General features: G+C 72.5%; 16 protein-coding genes and 1 rRNA gene. 8 read left to right on the top strand and 9 right to left on the bottom strand.

Annotated elements, in window-relative coordinates; genetic code table 11:
* Positions 1-223: 223 nt before the first annotated feature.
* Entirely contained in the window at positions 224-694 is a 471-nt protein-coding gene (locus E1289_RS21775) for a MarR family transcriptional regulator (RefSeq protein ID WP_131982998.1), read from the bottom strand.
* 90 nt (positions 695-784) lie between these two features.
* Here E1289_RS21775 and E1289_RS40175 point away from each other — a divergent pair, with 90 nt between their 5' ends.
* Positions 785-1,090, top strand: coding sequence for a DUF2530 domain-containing protein (locus tag E1289_RS40175; RefSeq protein ID WP_131982996.1), 306 nt, complete (start codon positions 785-787; stop codon positions 1,088-1,090).
* Here the strand turns inward: E1289_RS40175 and E1289_RS21765 are convergent.
* Together E1289_RS21765 and E1289_RS21760 are read right to left on the bottom strand one after the other, a co-directional pair.
* Positions 1,087-4,098: a hypothetical protein gene (locus E1289_RS21765; RefSeq protein WP_131982994.1), complete on the bottom strand. Its 3,012-nt coding sequence runs from the start codon at positions 4,096-4,098 to the stop codon at positions 1,087-1,089. The genes E1289_RS40175 and E1289_RS21765 overlap by 4 nt on opposite strands.
* A 15-nt stretch (positions 4,099-4,113) precedes the next feature.
* Positions 4,114-4,968, bottom strand: a complete 855-nt coding sequence (locus tag E1289_RS21760; protein WP_131982992.1) for a DUF3027 domain-containing protein — start codon at positions 4,966-4,968, stop codon at positions 4,114-4,116.
* A 186-nt stretch (positions 4,969-5,154) separates the two neighbouring features.
* Here E1289_RS21760 and E1289_RS21755 point away from each other — a divergent pair, with 186 nt between their 5' ends.
* The gene (locus tag E1289_RS21755; RefSeq protein WP_243713041.1) at positions 5,155-6,600 is read left to right on the top strand and encodes an MFS transporter; all 1,446 of its coding nucleotides are present in this window, start codon (positions 5,155-5,157) and stop codon (positions 6,598-6,600) included.
* A gap of 20 nt (positions 6,601-6,620) precedes the next feature.
* Here the strand turns inward: E1289_RS21755 and E1289_RS40170 are convergent, their stop codons facing one another.
* On the bottom strand, positions 6,621-7,016 hold the full coding sequence (locus tag E1289_RS40170; protein ID WP_131982990.1) for a cold-shock protein: 396 nt from the start codon (positions 7,014-7,016) through the stop codon (positions 6,621-6,623).
* Positions 7,017-7,203: 187 nt separating this feature from the next.
* On the bottom strand, positions 7,204-7,836 hold the full coding sequence (locus tag E1289_RS21745) for an HAD hydrolase-like protein (protein WP_131982988.1): 633 nt from the start codon (positions 7,834-7,836) through the stop codon (positions 7,204-7,206).
* Positions 7,837-8,125: 289 nt separating this feature from the next.
* On the opposite strand from E1289_RS21745, the gene E1289_RS21740 reads away from it, so the two are divergent.
* Entirely contained in the window at positions 8,126-8,542 is a 417-nt protein-coding gene (locus tag E1289_RS21740; protein WP_131982986.1) for a hypothetical protein, read from the top strand.
* 262 nt (positions 8,543-8,804) lie between these two features.
* On the opposite strand, the gene E1289_RS21735 is transcribed toward E1289_RS21740, so the two are convergent.
* Complete coding sequence (locus E1289_RS21735; RefSeq protein WP_243713040.1) at positions 8,805-9,287, bottom strand: GNAT family N-acetyltransferase; 483 nt, start codon at positions 9,285-9,287, stop codon at positions 8,805-8,807.
* A gap of 168 nt (positions 9,288-9,455) precedes the next feature.
* Here E1289_RS21735 and E1289_RS21730 point away from each other — a divergent pair, with 168 nt between their 5' ends.
* The 4 genes from E1289_RS21730 (at position 9,456) to E1289_RS21715 (ending at position 15,057) form a co-directional block, all read left to right on the top strand.
* The gene (locus E1289_RS21730) at positions 9,456-10,073 is read left to right on the top strand and encodes a TetR/AcrR family transcriptional regulator (RefSeq protein WP_131982984.1); all 618 of its coding nucleotides are present in this window, start codon (positions 9,456-9,458) and stop codon (positions 10,071-10,073) included.
* Positions 10,074-10,211: 138 nt separating this feature from the next.
* Positions 10,212-12,587, top strand: a complete 2,376-nt coding sequence (locus E1289_RS21725) for a helicase-associated domain-containing protein (RefSeq protein WP_131982982.1) — start codon at positions 10,212-10,214, stop codon at positions 12,585-12,587.
* Positions 12,588-12,767: 180 nt separating this feature from the next.
* Entirely contained in the window at positions 12,768-13,196 is a 429-nt protein-coding gene (locus E1289_RS21720) for a DUF4190 domain-containing protein (protein ID WP_131982980.1), read from the top strand.
* 208 nt (positions 13,197-13,404) lie between these two features.
* Positions 13,405-15,057: a DNA repair helicase XPB gene (locus E1289_RS21715; RefSeq protein ID WP_131982978.1), complete on the top strand. Its 1,653-nt coding sequence runs from the start codon at positions 13,405-13,407 to the stop codon at positions 15,055-15,057.
* A gap of 60 nt (positions 15,058-15,117) precedes the next feature.
* Here the strand turns inward: E1289_RS21715 and E1289_RS21710 are convergent, their stop codons facing one another.
* Together E1289_RS21710 and E1289_RS21705 are read right to left on the bottom strand one after the other, a co-directional pair.
* Positions 15,118-15,402 (bottom strand): MarR family transcriptional regulator, encoded by a 285-nt coding sequence (locus E1289_RS21710; protein ID WP_131982976.1) that lies wholly within the window; start codon positions 15,400-15,402, stop codon positions 15,118-15,120.
* Between the two features lie 53 nt (positions 15,403-15,455).
* Positions 15,456-15,662: a DUF397 domain-containing protein gene (locus E1289_RS21705; RefSeq protein WP_131982974.1), complete on the bottom strand. Its 207-nt coding sequence runs from the start codon at positions 15,660-15,662 to the stop codon at positions 15,456-15,458.
* Positions 15,663-16,096: 434 nt separating this feature from the next.
* Here E1289_RS21705 and E1289_RS21700 point away from each other — a divergent pair, with 434 nt between their 5' ends.
* Complete coding sequence (locus tag E1289_RS21700) at positions 16,097-17,284, top strand: MFS transporter (RefSeq protein WP_131982972.1); 1,188 nt, start codon at positions 16,097-16,099, stop codon at positions 17,282-17,284.
* Positions 17,285-17,344: 60 nt separating this feature from the next.
* Here E1289_RS21700 and rrf read toward each other — a convergent pair.
* Positions 17,345-17,461 (bottom strand): 5S ribosomal RNA (rrf, locus tag E1289_RS21695).
* Between the last annotated feature and the right edge of the window lie 215 nt (positions 17,462-17,676).

The following is a 17,676-nucleotide window of genomic DNA, read 5'->3' as shown; positions in this document are numbered from 1 at the left end:
GGGTTCGGTCAGATCGGATGCGGCGCCGGCGCCGCCGGGGGGCCGGGGCGCTCCGCGCTCATCCGTGTCCGAAGTCATTAACAGCGCTAACGATAATGGGCCGGACGGCATTCCGCCAAACACGCGCGGTTGAACACGCGGTCGAACACGGCCGATCGAACACGGGCGGTCGAACAGGGACAGTCGACCACGGGCCGCCGAGGCGGAACCGGGAGCCGCGGGGTCAGGAACGGCTGAGCCTGTCGATGATCGGCGCGGCCTGGCGGAGGATCTCCCGTTCCTCCTCCGTCAGCTCGCCGAGCCTCATGGCCAGCCACGCCTCCTTGCGGCGCCGCTCGTCCGCGAGGAGGGCGGTGCCCTCGCCGGTCGCGGTCAGCACGACCTGGCGCCCGTCCGTGGGGTGGGGGCGGCGCGCGACGAGCCCGCGTTCCTCCAGGTACGCGATGACGCGCGTCATCGAGGGCGGCTGCACCTTCTCGTGGTCGGCCAGTTCGCGCGGCGTCATCGACCCGTGCCGCTCAAGCGCGGCGAGGGCGGCGAGCTGGGTGACCGACAGCGGGCTGAGGGCGGCGTCGCCCGCACCCGGCGGCCGCAGCGTGCGCAGCCTGCGCGAGAGCCGCGCGATCGAGATGCGCAGCTCTTCGGCGAGACCCGGCACGGACGGCGAACGTCCCCGGGTCGGTTGCGTGGTCATCGTCATTCGTCTCCCGTGCCGCCCATGCTGCCACGCCGCGCGGAGAGGCCGCACTCGGAGCGCCGCAAGCCCGCAACGTAACCTGGCCGCATGACCCCACCGCGCCGCCCCGACCCGCCGCCGATGCAGACCAACGACGTCCGGATCGCGGCGGCGGGCACGGCCGCGTGGGCGGTGGCGCTCGTGGTCCTGCTCATCGTCGGGCTGCCGTCCGATGACCGCTGGTGGATCTGGGTGTGCGTCGCCGGGATCGGGATCGGGCTGTTCGCCATGTGGTACGTCCCCAGGCTCCAGGCCGCCCGCGCCCGGCAGGAGGCCGCCCGCCACGAGCGCCGGGAGACGACCGGACGGGACACGGCCGGACAAGACACTGCCGGACAGGACACTGCCGGCTAGGGCTCAAGGTCGGCTTCGGCCAGGAGGCGCGGCAGGTTCTCCGGGTCGCGCAGGACGGCCTCGGCCATGAACCGGTCGGCCCAGTTCCCCGTGGCCCACGCGAGTGCCCGTGCGAGCCCGCCGGCCCCGCTCGCGTGGATTTCGCCGTCCCGCGTCCACCAGGACACGTCCTGCCCGTCGACGGTGAGGCGTTCGTGCGCGAAGTAGTGGACGGGGGCCTCCGGCAGGACGGCGGTGACCGCGTCCGGCACAGCACGTTTCTCACCCTGCGATTGGACGACGCCCGGTACCTCGTCGCCCGACAAAGGCAGGTCGAGCAGTTCCGCAAGGCGTTCGTGCCTGCCCTGCGCGGCGATGACGAGCGGCTGTCCTTGCAGGAGGGGCAGGACGTCCGGGCCGTCCAGGACGAGGGCGTCGCCTGCGTCAACGACCTCGACCCTGCCGTCCACGACCGCTCGCACTTGGTCAGGGGCTTCGACAACGGCCTCGGGGGCGTCGGCCAGGGCCGTCCACAGTTCACCCAGATGGGCGCGGGGAACGGACCGCCCCGGGTCACCGAGACGATCGAGCAGTTCTTGGGCGCCCCCGGGTTCGGTGAGCAGATCGTCCAGCGACGTGCGGACGCCCAGTGCGAGCAGGAGACGCTCGTCCAGGCCCTCCGGCGCGATGTCGTAGAGCCCTGTCAGGGCCACGTCCCCACCCAGCCGGAACTCGCCGGGCCGGCGGCCGTCCAGGACGGGGTGACGGCTCAGCCACCAAGCCGTGTAGGACGGGACGGCGACGCGGCGCCCGTTGTGCAGGGTCACGTGCGCCGGATCGACGACCGCGGCTCGCCACGGAGGTCCCGCGAGGAGACGCAGCGCCGCCGTCCAGTCGTCGACGAGTTCGAGGTCCCGGACGGCGATGAACTCCGGTACGAGGGGCGGGAGGTCTTGCGGGCCGATCCGCCTCAGGACGTCGTCCGCCCAGAGGTCCTCGTCGTCCAGTTCGAGGGTCTCCGCCGCATCGGCAAGCCCTGTGAGGTTCACGTCCTCGCCCTGCGCGAGGGCGAATCCGTCCAGGACCCCGGCGGCCGCGAGGACCTCCGCTCCCCACCGCTCCAGAACCTCGCCGTCGACCACCCCGAACGGCGCGTCGCCGGCCATGACGTCACGCAGCGGGCTCTCCGGCAGGAGCAGCTCACCCGCGGGGTAGAGATCGCCGTCGTCGCCGGGCAGGGCGAGGTCGGCCAGCCAGCTCTCCTCGCCCGGATCGATGTGCGCCGCCGCGACCAGCCCGAGGACCGCCTCCGCCACCGCGTCGGGGTCGTCCGCCTCGAACGACTCCTCGACGGCGGCCCGCACGGCGGCGTCGCCGAGCACGGCCCGCGGCCCCGCCTCGACCGCTCCGAGCCGGGCCAGCAGCGGATGCACCGCCTCGGGGTGGACGAACCGCAGCCCCAGCGCGTCCAGCCCGCCGGGATCGACACCGTCGGCGATCAGCAGCCCCCGCGGGCCGCGGACGGTCCGCCCCGCGGCACCCGCCAGCGGCACCGGGAGGGCGCCCAGAGCGTCTGTGGCGGCCTCGCCGAGCGTCCCGTACAGCCGGTGCCACCACGCCGGTTCCCGGTCCACAGCGGCCAGCTCATCGATCACGTCGGCCAGCTCGACCCGCCGCACCCCGAGCGCGGCGAGCGCGGGGTCCCGGGCGGGCCACTCCGGAGGAAGCAACCCGGCGACCACCACAGCCTCCTCGCCGGGCACGTCACCATGGGCCAGGAACTCGATGAACGCGGCCGGCGCGTCCATCGCCACGGCGTCCCGTCCGCGCGTGCGGTGCGGAAGCAACGGCGCTTCGGGAAGGCGTTCCCGGACGCCCCGGCGGATCTTCGCGTCCAGCTCCCCCGCCCCAACGGGACCGGGCACGAGCCTGAGCACCCGTGGGGAGACCGGAAGCTCGCCCAAGAGCCGGATGTAGGTCTCCGCGGCCCGCTCCACAAGGAAGTCGGTCAGCGGTCCCGGCGCGACGTGCCGCCGGTCAGGCGCCAATGGGAACGACGCAATGAGCAACGCGGGCAGATCGAGCCGTTCGTCACTGGGTGTGGGCGCGTGCACGACACCGGACACGCCTTCCGGCAGGCCCTCCTCCGGCAAGGCCCAGCGAACCTGCCAGAACGGCCGCGCCCGTTCCTCCACGGGACGGTCGTCCAGAAGCGCCGCGGGGATCTCCCCATGAGCCTCGGCGGTCCGCCACACTCCCCCGTTGATGACCACTTCGCCGGGCTCACGCCGCTCGGCGGTCAGTTCGCGGACGTCCCCGTCGACATCGATCGCCACGCTCTCCAGCGCGGGCAGGGCCAGCATCAGCGCCGCGCCGACCTGCCTCAGCTGCCGCTCGACGGACTCCACCGCGTCCGCCCGCAACGGCAGCCGCACGATCGTGTCGAGCCCCGCCGGGATGTCCGGCGACTCGCCGTCGCCGGCCGCGAACGGCAACCGCAGCAGCGGGACGTGACCACCGCGCCGCGCCAGTTCGTCCGCGAGCACGGGGACGCCTTCCACCAGCTCCCGCGCCCGCTCCCGCGACCAGACCACACCCCCGGTGCGGGACGCGATGGCGGGCCGGTCACTGACGGCCACGACGGCGGCGAACCCGACGCCGAACCGTCCCGCCGAACCGTCGTCGTCGCGCTTGGCCGACGCCCGCAGCGTGGACAGCGCCTCCACACCGGCCTCGTCCAGCGGCGCCCCCGCGTTGGCCGCGGTCAGCACGGCCGCGCCGTCCGGGCCGCCGCCCGAGCGGAGGGTCAGGCGGAGACGCCCGGGAACGGCGGCGCGCGACGCGGCGTCGGCGGCGTTCTGCGCCAGCTCGACCACGACACGGTCGCGGTAACCGCCGAGGGCGAAGTCCTCCTCGGTGTTGGCGTCCTCGCGGAACCTGGCGGGCGACTCGCTCCAGGCCCGCAGCACCCGCTCGCGAAGCGCCCGCGTCCCGAACGGATCCCCGCCCAGCGCAGCTTCGTCCCTCATCGGGCCGGCCCCAGGTCAGCTATGGCCGAGGGCCTCGTCGTCAAGGAGCGCCGCGTCCTCACCGGAGGGGACGACCTCGTAGCCCAGCTCGTCCACGACGGGCGGGCCGTGCTCGGACGTGGCCGGGACCGACACCGCCTCGGAGTGCGCGCCGCAGCCGTGGTCGGCCGACACGACGCGCCCGTCGTCGGGCGAGTACTCGTTCGCGCACACCCCGAAGACCTGCCGCAGCTCCCCGGCCAGCGCGACATAGAAACCGCAGGTGGAGCACTGCGCCGGCGCGGACATCGCGATCGGGGCGCGGGGGCCGCCGACGCCGTCGTACCAGCGCTCGGCGGCCTCGTCGCGCCCCAGCCGGGACAGCACCCGGACGCGGCCGAGGCCGGGCTCCCACTGAGCCTGCCGGTCGCCGCGCTCGTCGACCTGCGTGTAGCCGGGGGCTAGCCGCACGTCGTCGGGCGCGGTCGGCAGCAGGTCGCCGGGGCCGAGGTCGCCGGGGCGCAGCCGGTCCAGCCACGGCACCCACTGCGGGGCGAGCAGGGCGTCCTCCCCGGGCAGCAGGACGCACTCGCTGACGGTGACGTTCTTGGCGCGGGCCGCCCTCGTCACGGAGACGGACCAGCGCCACCCCGCGTAGGCGGGGTCGAGGCACTCGAAATAGTGCGTGACCACGCGGTCGCCCTCGGCGCGCAGGCCGAGATGGTCACCGACCGGCTGGGGCCACGCGGTCTCCTCCGCGGCCTCGCGGGCAAGGTCGACCGCCTCGGCGCAGGAGGCGTCGACGGCGGGCGTCCGGGACCGGCGGGCGGGCCCGGAGGCGGCTCCCGGGGCGGCGGAACGCGCGGGACTGGTCTGACGCGATGGGCTCACATGTCAATTCTCGCCCATGGAACGACGTGGCCGGACCCCCGGGGCCCCTCGGCGGGCCGCAGGCCGGGGTGCGGCGCCGGTCACAGGGTGAGCCGGGCTCCAAGCGGGGAACGTACCCTCAGTTGAAGGCGCTGCAGGGCCCTGGCACGACCGTCGGCCTGGGAACGCAGGGGGAGATCAGGGTGCATGGGTGACCGGACGCGTTTCGGCCGGGCCGTACGCGCCGGTGCCGACGGGACGGCGCGGGTGCTGCGGCGCAGTCGCTCGATGCTGCTGGGAACCGGCCGGCTGACCCGCCGCGTCACCCACGCCCAGGGCGCGGGACGCAGCGGCCTCGGCAGCCTGATCGAGTCGTCGGCGTTCAACTCCGCGGGCGACGCGATGCTCACCGTCGCGCTAGCCGGGACGCTGTTCTTCGGCCTGGACGTCAACCAGGCGCGCGGTCAGGTGGCCCTCTACCTCATCGTCACGATGGCGCCGTTCGCGCTCGTCGCGCCGCTGATCGGCCCGGCCCTCGACCGGGCGCGGCACGTCCGCCGGTACGCGATCGCGAGCACGTTCGTCATGCGCGCACTGCTGTGCTGGGGGATGGCGAGCGCGCTCCCGCACGGCGACCAGGTCACGTTCCTGCCCGCCGCGTTCGGCGTCCTCGTGCTGTCCAAGGCGTTCGGCGTGCTGCGGGCCGCGGTGACGCCCCGCGTCCTGCCCGGCGAGATCTCGCTGGTGACGGCGAACGCGCGCTGCGCGTTCGCGGGCCTGATCGCCGCGTCGGTCACCGCCCCGGTCGCCGCGGGCCTCGCCGTCCTCATCGGCCCCGGCTGGGTGCTGCGCATCGGCACGGTGATGTTCCTGCTCGGCGTCGTGTTCACGCTGCGGCTGCCGCGGCAGGTCGACATCCCGGACGCCGACCCCTCCCCGGAAGCCGACCCCGCACCGGCCCCCGAGGCGGAGCCCGGGTCGGAGCGGAAGCCGTCCGAGCGGCCCGCGAGGCACTGGCGGACGCTTCCGCGCGTGGGCCCGGTCGTGGCGGAGGCGATGCAGGCGAACGCGGTGCTGCGCGCGTTCTCCGGCTTCCTGATCATCTACCTGGCGTTCCTGCTCCGCCAGGAGCGGTTCGACCCGGTGTCCCACCATGTGGCGCTCGGCCTGCTGGCGGCGTGCGCCGGCGCGGGCGGCCTCGCGGGCACGGCGCTCGGCGCCTACATGAAGGCGCGGGCGCCGCGGCTGATCGTCTCGGCGACGCTGGCGGCCGTCACCGCCGTCACCGCCGTCGGCGCGGCCTTCTTCGGGCTGTGGGCGGCACTGGCGGTGGCGACCGCGGCGGGGCTCGGGCAGGTGCTCGGGAAGCTGTCCATGGACGCGGTGGTGCAGCGCGAGATCGGCGAGGAGATGCGCTCGTCCACGTTCGCGGTCTCCGAGACGCTGCACCAACTCTCCTGGGTGCTCGGCGGGCTGCTCGGCCTTGCCATGTCGATCGTCGCGGACGGGCGGATCGCGCTCGCCTTCGTCGCCGCGGCACTCGCCGTCTCGCTGGGCCTGCTGCTGTCCCGCCAGGCGGGGCGCCGGCGCGGCGCCCACCGCCCCCGCCACCCGGGCACGATCAAGGACGCGCACCCGGAGATGCACCACTGACGGCCGGGTTCAGGGCGGGGTCAGGGCGACAGGTCGTCGGCGACCGCCCGCAGCACGGTCGCGATCTTCTTCGCCTCCGCCGGGGCCGGGTGCTTGCCGCGCCGGTAGGTGTTGGAGATCCCGTCCAGCAGCTTGATGAGGTCCTCGGTGATCACGACCATCTCGTCCGGCTTCTTGCGCCGCTGCTTGGCGATGGTCTTCTCGACCGACGGCAGCGACTCCAGGACCCTGACCTGGAGCGCCTGCTGGCCCCTGCGCCCCTCGACCACGCCGAACTCGATGCGCTGGCCGGGCTTGAGCGTCGTGACCCCGCCCGGCAGCGCCGAGGAGTGCACGAAGACCTCACCGCCGTCGTCGCGCGTGAGGAAGCCGAACCCCTTGTCGGAGTCGTACCACTTGACCTTGCCAGTCGGCACCGGAGACCTCGTTCGGTAATCGTCCTGAATCGACCTCAAGATTAGTGCCTCACCGCGCACCGGTGTACACGGAGGGGTGGCTTCCCAGCGCCCGTGAGGCCGTGGCACGAAGCTATCCCGGACGTCTGACAAGGGCACCTGGTTATCGGCCCCGAACGGGACGCGCCCCCGAACTGTGACTACCTGGTCATACGGCCGCCGCGAACGACTCCATCCACTCGGGGAAGGCCCCCAGGTCCGGCAGGACGACGTCCGCCCCGTACGCGGTGAGGGCCGCCGCGTCGAACGGGCCGGTCGCGACGCCCACCGCCATCGCCGCCGCGGCACGCGCGGCGTCCACGTCGCCCGTGTGGTCGCCGACGTAGGCGCCGGCACCGTGCTCGCGCAGGGCGACGCCCTTGCCCGCCCCGAACAGGCCGCCGACCACCGCGTCCACCCCGAGCCCGAGGTACGCCACGGTCCGCTCGGTGTCGGCCTGGTTCTTGCCCGACACCACGACCACCCGCCCGCCGCTCGCGCGCACCGCGTCCAGGGCCGCGACGGCCCCGGGCATGAGGACGGTCTCCGGGATGGCGATGTCGGCGTAGATCGCCCGGTAGCGCGCCGCCATCGCGGGTACCTCGTCCGCCGGGAACCAGTAGGCGAGTTCCTCCTCCAGCGGCGGGCCGATGCGCCGCACGATCAGCTCGGTGTCGATGGGGACGCCGGTCTCCGCGGCGAGCGCCGCGTACACGGCGGCGATCCCGGACCGGGTGTCGGCCAGGGTCAGGTCGAGGTCGAAACCGACGGCGAGGGGAGAGCCATGATCGAGGTCGAGCACGCCTCACAGGGTAAGGGGCTGGACACACGCGAAGACCCGCGCTCTCCTGGTAGTGGCGATGCGACGGGATCCGAGTAGGAGAGCGCGGGAACTTTCGCGCGGGAACCGTTCAGTTGTGACCGGGACTGGTTGCCCGGTCCAGGGGAACGGCCTCCCGTGTCGTCGATATACCCGACCCCCCGACCACAAACCGCCTGACCAGGGAAAACACAGGACTCGAACAGCCCACCCGAAGCAAAAGGACGATCAGTCCGCCCGCCGGCGAAGCCCCCGGTGAAGGAGGCCGCAGATGACAGAGAACCCGGACCGGCCGCCCGAGGCCGGCGCCCCCACCGCGACGGGCGGGCACACGACGACCCGCACCGAACCCGGCGGCGGCGATCACCGCGCCCCGCGGACGCGGCGCTCGTTCACCGCGGCCCGCCGCCGCACCGCCGACGTCCTCGCCACGGTGGTCTCCGTCATCACCACGGTCGTCGTGCTGATCCTCGCCGTGCACATCGTCTTCGTCGCCTTCGAGGCGAACACCGCGAACGGCATCGTCGACTGGTTCGGCGACCGGGCCACCGACCTGTCCTGGCAGTTCAAGGACATCTTCCAGCCGGACGACCCCAAACTGGAGACAGCCGTCAACTACGGCCTGGCAGCCCTCGTCTACCTGGCGATAGGCCGCCTACTGACCGCCCTGACCCGCCGCCTGAACTAACCACACCCGGATCCCCGACCCCCGCAAACTCCACGGATCGTGCGGCCGGAGGTCGAGCGGGGCGGGGTCTCAGAGGGTCACCCGTAAATGCACCCACGTAAATGATCACCCCACGGGTCGTGCGGCCGGAGGTCGCTCTGCGACCGGAGGCCGCACGACCCGCCGCACGGCGAGCCGTTTCACGAGACGCGAAGCGGATCGGGAAACGGCTCGCCGTGCGCAACGGGGGTTCCAGGGGGTCGCCCCCCTGGGCTAACACTGCCTAATCCCGGCCGGGGAAGCGGACCTTTTCGAACGGCCAGGCGGTCTTCATCCACTCGCGGACGAATTCCTCCAGCTCCTTCTCCAGGGCGGAGTTCTCCTCGTCGGCGCGGACCCAGAACACCACGACCGCGTCCGGGCCGGGCTCGTCGGACGGGGCGACGTGGATACGGCCGAGCTGGCGCTCCCCGTCCGGCGTGATGACGACGTAGCTGAACGATCGCCGCAGCTGCCCCTGCTTCTGGAGCCAGGCGACGTCGATGAGGGCCTGCTCGAAGGTGAACTCGCGGTCCGGCCATCCCCACTCGGGCCCGAAGCGCCCGGCGAGCCGGTCCAGGCTGCCGATCACGGCGCCGTAGTCCTTGACCACGTCGTGGACGGTGATGGGGCGGATCTGGAAGCGGGGACCGGCGACCAGTGTGGGTACCACGAAATCCTCGGGCAGGAAGGCTCCGTCGGCCGCCTTCCGCGGAGACATGAACATCGTCGACCTCTCCGACGACGGCCCCTTCCGGCGACGGGGCGCGGAGGACTGAACTCTAGTCGCCCCCGGCCGAATGCGAGCCGGATCACGAATTCGGGCGTGCCGTGAGGGACGCGGGGGCCCCGCAGGTCGCTGATGCCTTAGTGTTCTCGCGGAGGCTTCATCACCATGACGACACCTACGCGCGATCGGATCGTCGCCGAGTCGCTCCGGCTCTTCGCCGACCGGGGCTACGCGGCGACCTCGGTCGCCGAGATCGAGGCGGCCGCCGGCCTGTCACCGGGCGCGGGCGGCCTCTACCGGCACTTCCGGTCCAAGGAGGAGGTGCTCGCCTCCGCCATCCGCGAGCACATCGAGCGGACCCGCAAGCAGATCAACGACGTCCTCGACCAGGCGACCGTCTACGAGGACCGCCCGCTGGAGACGCGGCTCCGGATGACGTGCCAGGCGGGGCTGGCGAAGATGCGCGAGGAGCAGGACCTCATCCGGGTGCTGTTCCGCGACCTGGACCAGTTCCCCCACCTCGTCGCGGAGATGCGCGAGGGCATCGTCAACCCGCTGTACGACGGGATCGCCACCTGGCTGGCGTCGCAGCCGGAGTTCGAGGGCGCCAACGAGGACTGGGCCGCCATCGCCTCGATCCTCGGCGGGGCGGTCGTGAACTACTGGCTGGCCAACGAGTCGATGTACGAGCCGCCGAAGCGCATCGACGAGAAGCGGTTCGTGGAGGGCTGGGCGCGGCTCGGTCTCGGGCTGATGCACTTGGAGCACACCCCCGCCCCCTGAGCCGCGGAACCGGCCGCTCCCCGCCCTCCGCGGGTGACCGGCGGACTCGTTCACCCCCGATCCGAGCAGGCGGTTCGTGCTCCTACCCTTGAGGGGCCCAGTACGGGCGGCATGCGCCACCTAAGGTTGGGGATCGGCATGGAAACGTATGCGGACTGGTTGCGCGCGCGAGGCGATGACGAGCTTCGTGCGCTGCTGTCCGCGCGTCCCGAGCTGCTCGCCCCCGTCCCCGCCGACCTGACCGCGCTCGCCGCCCGCGCCGCGACGCCCGCCGCGATCTCCCGCGCCCTCGACCGGCTGGACCGTTTCACGCTCGCCGTCCTGGAGGCCCTGCTCGTCCTGCCCGCCGCGGACGGCCCGGAGCCCGTCGCCGCCGCGGTCACCGCCACCGCCGACCAGGTCGGCGGCGCGCTGGAGACGCTCCGGCGGTACGGGCTGGCCTGGGGGGCCGGGACGCTGAGCACGGCGCCCGGCGTCCGGCACGGCCTGCCGCACCCCGCGGGCCTCGGTCCGCCGGCCCAGGAGGCGTTCGCCGGGTACCCTCCGGAGCGGCTCATCGAGCTGATCACCGATCTGGAGGGGACGGCGCCGCGCGGGTTCGCCGACTCCGCGCGGCTCCTGCGGCGACTCACCGAGCTGCTGGCCGACCCCGGCCCCCTCATCGCCGACGCCGGGCCGGAGGCGCGCGCCGCCCTCGACGCCCTGACGTGGGGCCCGCCGGTCGGCCGGGTCGCCGACGCGCGCCGCCCCGTCCGGGTCGTCACCGCCGTCACCCCGATCGAGCGGCTCCTCGCCCGCGGCCTCCTGGCCGCCGAGGACGACCGCACCGTCACCCTCCCCCGCGAGGTCGCGCTGCACCTGCGCGGCGGGCACCTGTTCCGGGACCTCTCGGCGGAGCCGCCGCCGCTGACGCCCGCGGGCGAACCGCGCGGGGAGGAGGCCGTCGTGCGCGCCGCGGCGGGCGAGGCCGCGGCGACAGTCCGGCTCATCGAGGAGCTGCTGGAGCGCTGGGGGCTGGAACCGCCCCCGGTCCTGCGCAGTGGCGGCCTAGCCGTCCGCGACCTGCGTGCCGCGGCCGCGCTCCTGGACGTCCCCGAATGGCATGCCGCGCTGCTCGTCGAGATCGCCTACGCGGCCGGGCTGCTGACACGCAGCGGCGACCTCGACGGCGAATGGCTGCCGACCCCCGCCTACGACCTGTGGCTCATGCGCGACACCGCCGGCCGCTGGACCGAGCTCGCGCACGGCTGGCTGAAGGCCGACCGGGCCGCCGGCCTCGCCGGGGAGCGCGACGAGCGCGACCGGCTCATCAACGCGCTGAGCGAGGCGATGGTGCGCAGCAGCGCACCGGCCACCCGCCGGGCGGTGCTGGAGATCCTCGCGGACGCGGGACCCGGCACCGCCGTCACCGAACACGCCGTGCGCGCCCGCCTCGCGTGGCTGCGGCCGCGCCGCGGCGGCCCGATGCGCGACCGCCTCCTCGGCTGGACGCTGCGCGAGGCCGCCGTCCTCGGGTTCACCGGCTTCGGGGAACTCGCCCCGTTCGCCCGCGACCTCCTCGTCGGCGACGACCCCGAGCCCCGCCTGGAGAAGCACCTCCCCGCGCCGGTCGACGAGATCGTCATCCAGGCCGACCTGACCGCGATCGCGCCCGGCCCGCTGGTCACCGACCTCGCCCGCGAGCTCGCCCTCGCCGCCGACGTCGAGTCCACCGGCGGCGCCACCGTGTACCGCTTCACGCCCGAGTCGGTGCGCCGCGCCCTGGACGCCGGGCGGACCGCCGCCGACGTCACCGAACTGCTGGCCCGGCACTCGGCGACCCCGCTGCCGCAGCCGCTCACCTACCTCATCGACGACGTCGCCCGCCGGCACGGCCACCTGCGCGTGGGGGCCCTCGCGTCCTACGTCCGGACCGACTCGTCCACCACGCTCGACGAGATCCTCGCCGACCGCCGCTCGGACGTGCTGCGGCTGCACCGCCTCGCGCCGACCGTCCTCGCGTCGGGGCTGCAGCGGGCCGACCTCCTCGACGGGCTGCGCGCGATGGGCCTCGCCCCCGTCGCCGAGGCGCCCGGCGGCGGGGTGATCGTGACCCGCCCGGACGCGCAGCGCGCCGCGCCCCCGCCGACCGCCGAGATCGTCCGGGTCCGGCCGGAGGAGCGCACCGACGCCGCCATGCTCTCCGCCGCTGTCCGCGCCCTGCGGGCCGGCGACGAGGCGTCCGCGCACGGTGCCGAGCAGGCCCGGCTGCGCGCGGACGCCCCGTCCGGCGAACCGCCCCGGTCCCCCGCGATGGCGACCATCGAGCGCCTCCGCACCGCCGTCGAACGCGGCGGGCGCGTCTGGATCGGCTACCTCGACCAGCAGGGCCAGGCGTCCAGCCGCATCGTGGAACCGGTCCGCGTCGAGGGCGGCTTCCTCACCGGTTACGACGCCACCCGCGCCGCCGTGCACCGCTTCGCCCTCCACCGCATCACCGGTGTCTCCGAACTCGACGACGACCCCGCCTCGTAGCGCGGCCGCGAGCATTTCACCGGGCCCGTGACCTCGCACTTCTCAACACCCGATCTCCGCGGGCGGATATCTCCGGTACACACGAATCGGCAAACGCGGTGTCCGGTTGCGGACGCGGTGGAACGCTGCGTCTGTCGGCTTGGTCGTATTGGGTACAGCTAGGGCGAGAGGAGACGGTCCGTGAGCGGATACGGAGGGAGCCCGCCGCCCGGCTGGCAGGACCCGTACGGTGGATCGCAGGGCTGGACCGGCGATCCCTACGGCGGCGATCCCTACGGCGGAGGCGCGTACGGCTCCGGGTATCCCGGTCACGGCTACGGGCCGCCCGGGATGCCCACGAAGCCCCCCGGCAACGGGTCCACCGTCGCGGCCCTCGTCTGCAACATCGTCAGCGTGGCGCTGTGCTGCGGCATCCTGTCCGTCCCCGGCGTCGTCACGTCCGCGATCGCGATGGGCCGCCTGCAGTCCGACCCCGAGTCCGCGCGGAAGCTGACCGTATGGAGCTGGGTGCTGTTCGGCGCGTCCGTCGTCCTCGGAATCATCGCCCTCATCATCTACATCTTCGTGGTCGTCCTCGCCGAGACGAACGGCTACGACTCCACATACTGACCCCATTCGGCTATCTCCCCAACGACGGCGCCGGTGACGGCGGGCGGGCCTCGGCCACGCCGCGGCACGCAATAACGCGGCGGTGCGCGGTGTTGGATCCTGTGGTCGCGTCCGGTGCGGGCCACGTGGCGTTCCCTGGGGTAGCGTGCACGGGCGGTGCCCCGGCCGGATCGGCACCGATCACCGAATCTCAACGGGGGCTCTCGCTTTGACCGACGGTCCGCTCATCGTCCAGTCCGACAAGACGCTGCTGCTGGAGGTCGACCACGACCTGGCCGACGCCTGCCGCAAGGAGATCGCCCCGTTCGCCGAGCTCGAACGGGCACCCGAGCACGTGCACACCTACCGGGTGACGCCGCTCGCCCTGTGGAACGCCCGCGCCGCCGGCCACGACGCCGAGCAGGTCGTCGACACGCTGCTCCGGTTCTCCCGGTACCCCGTCCCGCACGCCCTGCTGGTCGACGTCGCCGACACCATGGCCCGCTATGGACGGCTGCGGCTGGAGAAGGACCCGGCGCTCGGGCTCGTCCTGTCGTCCTCCGACCGCTCGGTCCTGGAGGAGGTGCTGCGCGCCAAGAAGATCAAGGGCATGATCGGCGACCGGGTCGGCGACGACGCCGTCGCCGTCCACCCGAGCGAGCGCGGCGCCCTCAAGCAGGCGCTGCTCAAGCTCGGCTGGCCCGCCGAGGACCTCGCCGGATACGTGGACGGCGAGGCCCACGCGATCTCCCTCGCCGAGGACGGCTGGGAGCTGCGCTCCTACCAGCGGGAGGCCACCGACGCGTTCTGGCACGGCGGCTCCGGCGTCGTCGTGCTCCCGTGCGGCGCCGGCAAGACCATCGTCGGGGCCGCCGCCATGGCCCGCGCGGAGGCGACCACGCTCATCCTGGTCACCAACACCGTCTCGGCCCACCAGTGGAAGCAGGAACTCATCCGCCGCACGTCCCTCACCGAGGACGAGATCGGCGAGTACACCGGCACGAAGAAGGAGGTCCGTCCCGTCACGATCGCCACGTACCAGATCATGACGACGCGCCGGAAGGGCGCCTACGCGCACCTCGAACTCTTCGACGCCCGCGACTGGGGCCTCGTCGTCTACGACGAGGTGCACCTCCTGCCCGCACCGATCTTCCGGATGACCGCCGACCTGCAGGCCCGCCGCCGCCTCGGCCTCACCGCCACCCTCGTCCGCGAGGACGGCCGCGAAGGGGACGTGTTCTCCCTCATCGGCCCCAAGCGCTACGACGCGCCGTGGAAGGACATGGAGGCCCAGGGCTGGATCGCACCCGCCGACTGCGTCGAGGTCCGCGTCACCCTGACCGACTCCGAACGCCTCGCGTACGCCACCGCCGAGCCCGAGGAGCGCTACCGCTTCTGCGCCACCACCGACACCAAGACCAAGCTCATCCAGGCCCTGGTGGACCGGCACCGAGGTGAACAGACCCTGGTCATCGGCCAGTACATCGACCAGCTCGACGAACTCGGCGCGCTGCTGGACGCACCGGTCATCAAGGGGGAGACCCGCATCCGCGAACGGGAACGCCTCTTCGACGCGTTCCGCGCCGGTGAGATAGGCGTGCTGGTCGTGTCCAAGGTGGCCAACTTCTCCATCGACCTTCCCGAGGCGTCGGTCGCCGTGCAGGTCTCGGGTGCCTTCGGGTCACGGCAGGAGGAGGCCCAGCGCCTCGGCCGCCTGCTGCGCCCCAAGGCGTCCGGGCAGGGCGCCCGCTTCTACGCCGTCGTCGCCCGCGACACCCTCGACCAGGACTACGCCGCCCACCGGCAACGCTTCCTCGCCGAACAGGGCTACGCCTACCGCATCGTCGACGCCGACACCGTCCTCGCCGGCGACGACATCTAGTTCCGGGGAGTACCCTTCCCACGCCGTCAGCGCAGCCGGGAGGCGTCCCGGCTTTGCTTTTCACCTGGTCGAGGATGTCTCTCCGGCGGGCCAGGTCCTCTTCGGGGAGGTCGAACAGGGCGGCGCATGCGCGTGCCCGCTGTCGCGGAGCAGCGCACGCTTACGCTCCCCCTCCCCGGTCGGCACCAGGTGCTTGACCCGCCGGTCATCGGGGGCGGGCCGCCGTTCGACGAGCCCGCGGCGTTCCAGTCCGTCGACGATGCCCGTCACATGCGAAGCGTCGCACCTCAGTCGCGCGGCCAGTTGCCGCATCGGGGCCGGCGCACTCAAGTTCATTAAGGCCATCGCCGTCTCGGTGTCTCGGATGGCGGACTACCGGGATGCCGGGCCTCGGTCAGTCAGTCGAGATCGTACTCGCCGGCATTGACGGCGTTCACGAACACCGCCCATTCCGCGCGGGTGACGACCAACACCGGACCGGCCGGCGACTTGCCGTCCCGAATCCCGATGCCGGGCCGGAGACCGGCGACCTCCACGCAGTTACTCGACGCCTTACTATGAGAACTCTTGCACCACTGTGCACGCCAGAGAGCAGGGCCGTCCATCCTTATCCTCCTAGGGTCGAGAGGGCTCCTACCCCAGCCCAGACCATACATCCGCAATGGCCGATTTCGGCTGCGCTCAATCTGAACCAAGCCGCGTCTCTTTGCTCCGAAAATGGCGCCAACCACATTGGACTTTGCCCAGGCACCGTGGAGCAATCAGTTCCCTGTCCAATCTGATGTCGACCAGAGCGGTATTCGGTCACCCGGAAGGCAAAGGCCCGCGTAGTTCAACCGACCGAGCGCGGGAAACCCGCTGCTCTCCACAAATGTTCTGCCCTCCGCCTCCTTGGCGAGTTTTCCGGCGGCGCCGACCGGCCGGTTCCATCGGAGGACGCGTGGCCGGGTCCGCGGCCGAAAAGCGTTGGCCAGGCCATGGGAACGGTCCATAACGTGGCCTCTGTCGGCCACCCGCCCCCACGGTCTCTGGAGCACCGATGCCCCGCTGGTTGCTCGCGCTCGCGGCGGGCGCCCTCGTCTTCTACACCGATGACTACGTGATCGCCGGTGTGCTGCCCGAGATCGCCGGATCTTTCGGGGTCAGCGTCGGCACGGCCGGTCAGCTCGTCACGGTCTTCTCCGTGACCGTGGCGGTCGCCGCACCCGTCGCCGCCGTTGCGACGACCCGCATCCCGCGCAGGACGCTCCTGGTGTCGGCCGCGCTCGTCTTCACCGCCGCCAATGCCGGTGCCGCACTCAGCCCGGCGTTCGCCACACTAATGGCGCTGCGGGTCACGGCCGCCCTCGCCGCCGCCGCGGCGACACCCGCCATGTTCGCGACCGCCGCCCGGCTCGCCGCCCCCGGGCGGACGGGCCGCGCCGTGGCGGCCGTCGCGTTCGGGGTCACCGGAGCCATCGCGTTCGGTGTCCCGGCCGGGACCTGGATCGGCGGCGCGTTGGGCTGGCGAGCGACGTTCGCCGTGATGGCGGCCGGCGGTGCACTCGCCGCCCTGGGCTTCCGCACCGCATTGCCACGGTCTGAGGGTGGACAGGACGCTCTGCCCGTACGGGCCCAGCTCGCCGTGCTCGGCCGTCCGGCCATCTCTCTCGGCCTGCTGGCCAACGTCGTGTTGATGTCCGGTTCGATGATGCTGCTGACGTACCTTGCACCGTTCACCGCCGCGCTCGCGAACGCGGACATGACCGACCGCGGCGTCTTCTTCGCCTGCTCCGGGCTCGCCGGCATGGTGGGGATCTGGGCGGGGGGACGCGCCATCGACGCGTGGGGCGCCGACCGCACGCTCATCGCTGGAATAGGGGCGTTCCTCGTCACGATGCTCGCGTTGACCGCGCTGTGGCCGCTGCGTCCGATCTCGGTTCTTCCCCTGTTGGGGATCCTGACGATCTGGGGCGGCGCCGCGTTCTGGAACTCCCCGGCCGTCCAGGCCAGGCTGCACATGCTCGCCGGCCCCGTCGCCACGCAGGCCCTGGCCCTCAACACATCCGGCACCTACATCGGCGTGGCCATCGGCGGAGCGGTCGGTGGCGCGGTCCTGGACACCGCCGGACCCGGACTGCTCCCCCTCATCTCGGGCTTGGCCGGTGCCGTCGCACTCGTCCTCTTCGTCGCCGCGGCCCACCCGGCAAGAGTGAGTTCTTCCACCGCGGCGATGAAGGACGAGTAAGCGGCCCCAAGAAATGAGGAAGGGCCCCGCCGTAACGGCGGAGCCCTCCCCTTAATATAAGTCCGGCGGTGTCCTACTCTCCCACACAGTCTCCCATGCAGTACCATCGGCGCTGAAGAGCTTAACTTCCGGGTTCGGAATGGAACCGGGTGTTTCCCCTTCGCCAAAACCACCGAACGTCTCAACGCACCACCCGAAGGCGGGCAAGTCAACATCCAAACACAACGGCTCAGCATTCAATTATACAACCACGGGTCACCCAGGATTGTTTCCTGAGAACCACACAGGGACGCGAACAACTCACACAGCGATTCACCTTGAACGAATTGTGTGTTCAAGCCACTCGGCCTATTAGTACCGGTCAACTCCACACGTTACCGCGCTTCCATACC

The organism is Actinomadura sp. 6K520, assembly GCF_004349245.1.
In the GTDB taxonomy this organism is placed as follows: Bacteria; Actinomycetota; Actinomycetes; order Streptosporangiales; family Streptosporangiaceae; genus Spirillospora.
Note: the sequence above shows the minus strand (reverse complement) of the source record. Positions and strands in the feature narration are given on the sequence as shown.

What these genes read in the sequence shown, in the direction of transcription:
- E1289_RS21775 (WP_131982998.1), bottom strand. Translation starts at nt 694, where the DNA reads ATGACCACGCAACCGACCCGGGGACGTTCGCCGTCCGTGCCGGGTCTC.
- E1289_RS40175 (WP_131982996.1), top strand. Translation starts at nt 785, where the DNA reads ATGACCCCACCGCGCCGCCCCGACCCGCCGCCGATGCAGACCAACGAC.
- E1289_RS21765 (WP_131982994.1), bottom strand. Translation starts at nt 4,098, where the DNA reads ATGAGGGACGAAGCTGCGCTGGGCGGGGATCCGTTCGGGACGCGGGCG.
- E1289_RS21755 (WP_243713041.1), top strand. Translation starts at nt 5,155, where the DNA reads ATGGGTGACCGGACGCGTTTCGGCCGGGCCGTACGCGCCGGTGCCGAC.
- E1289_RS21740 (WP_131982986.1), top strand. Translation starts at nt 8,126, where the DNA reads ATGACAGAGAACCCGGACCGGCCGCCCGAGGCCGGCGCCCCCACCGCG.
- E1289_RS21735 (WP_243713040.1), bottom strand. Translation starts at nt 9,287, where the DNA reads ATGTTCATGTCTCCGCGGAAGGCGGCCGACGGAGCCTTCCTGCCCGAG.
- E1289_RS21730 (WP_131982984.1), top strand. Translation starts at nt 9,456, where the DNA reads ATGACGACACCTACGCGCGATCGGATCGTCGCCGAGTCGCTCCGGCTC.
- E1289_RS21725 (WP_131982982.1), top strand. Translation starts at nt 10,212, where the DNA reads ATGGAAACGTATGCGGACTGGTTGCGCGCGCGAGGCGATGACGAGCTT.
- E1289_RS21710 (WP_131982976.1), bottom strand. Translation starts at nt 15,402, where the DNA reads ATGGCCTTAATGAACTTGAGTGCGCCGGCCCCGATGCGGCAACTGGCC.
- E1289_RS21705 (WP_131982974.1), bottom strand. Translation starts at nt 15,662, where the DNA reads ATGGACGGCCCTGCTCTCTGGCGTGCACAGTGGTGCAAGAGTTCTCAT.
- E1289_RS21700 (WP_131982972.1), top strand. Translation starts at nt 16,097, where the DNA reads ATGCCCCGCTGGTTGCTCGCGCTCGCGGCGGGCGCCCTCGTCTTCTAC.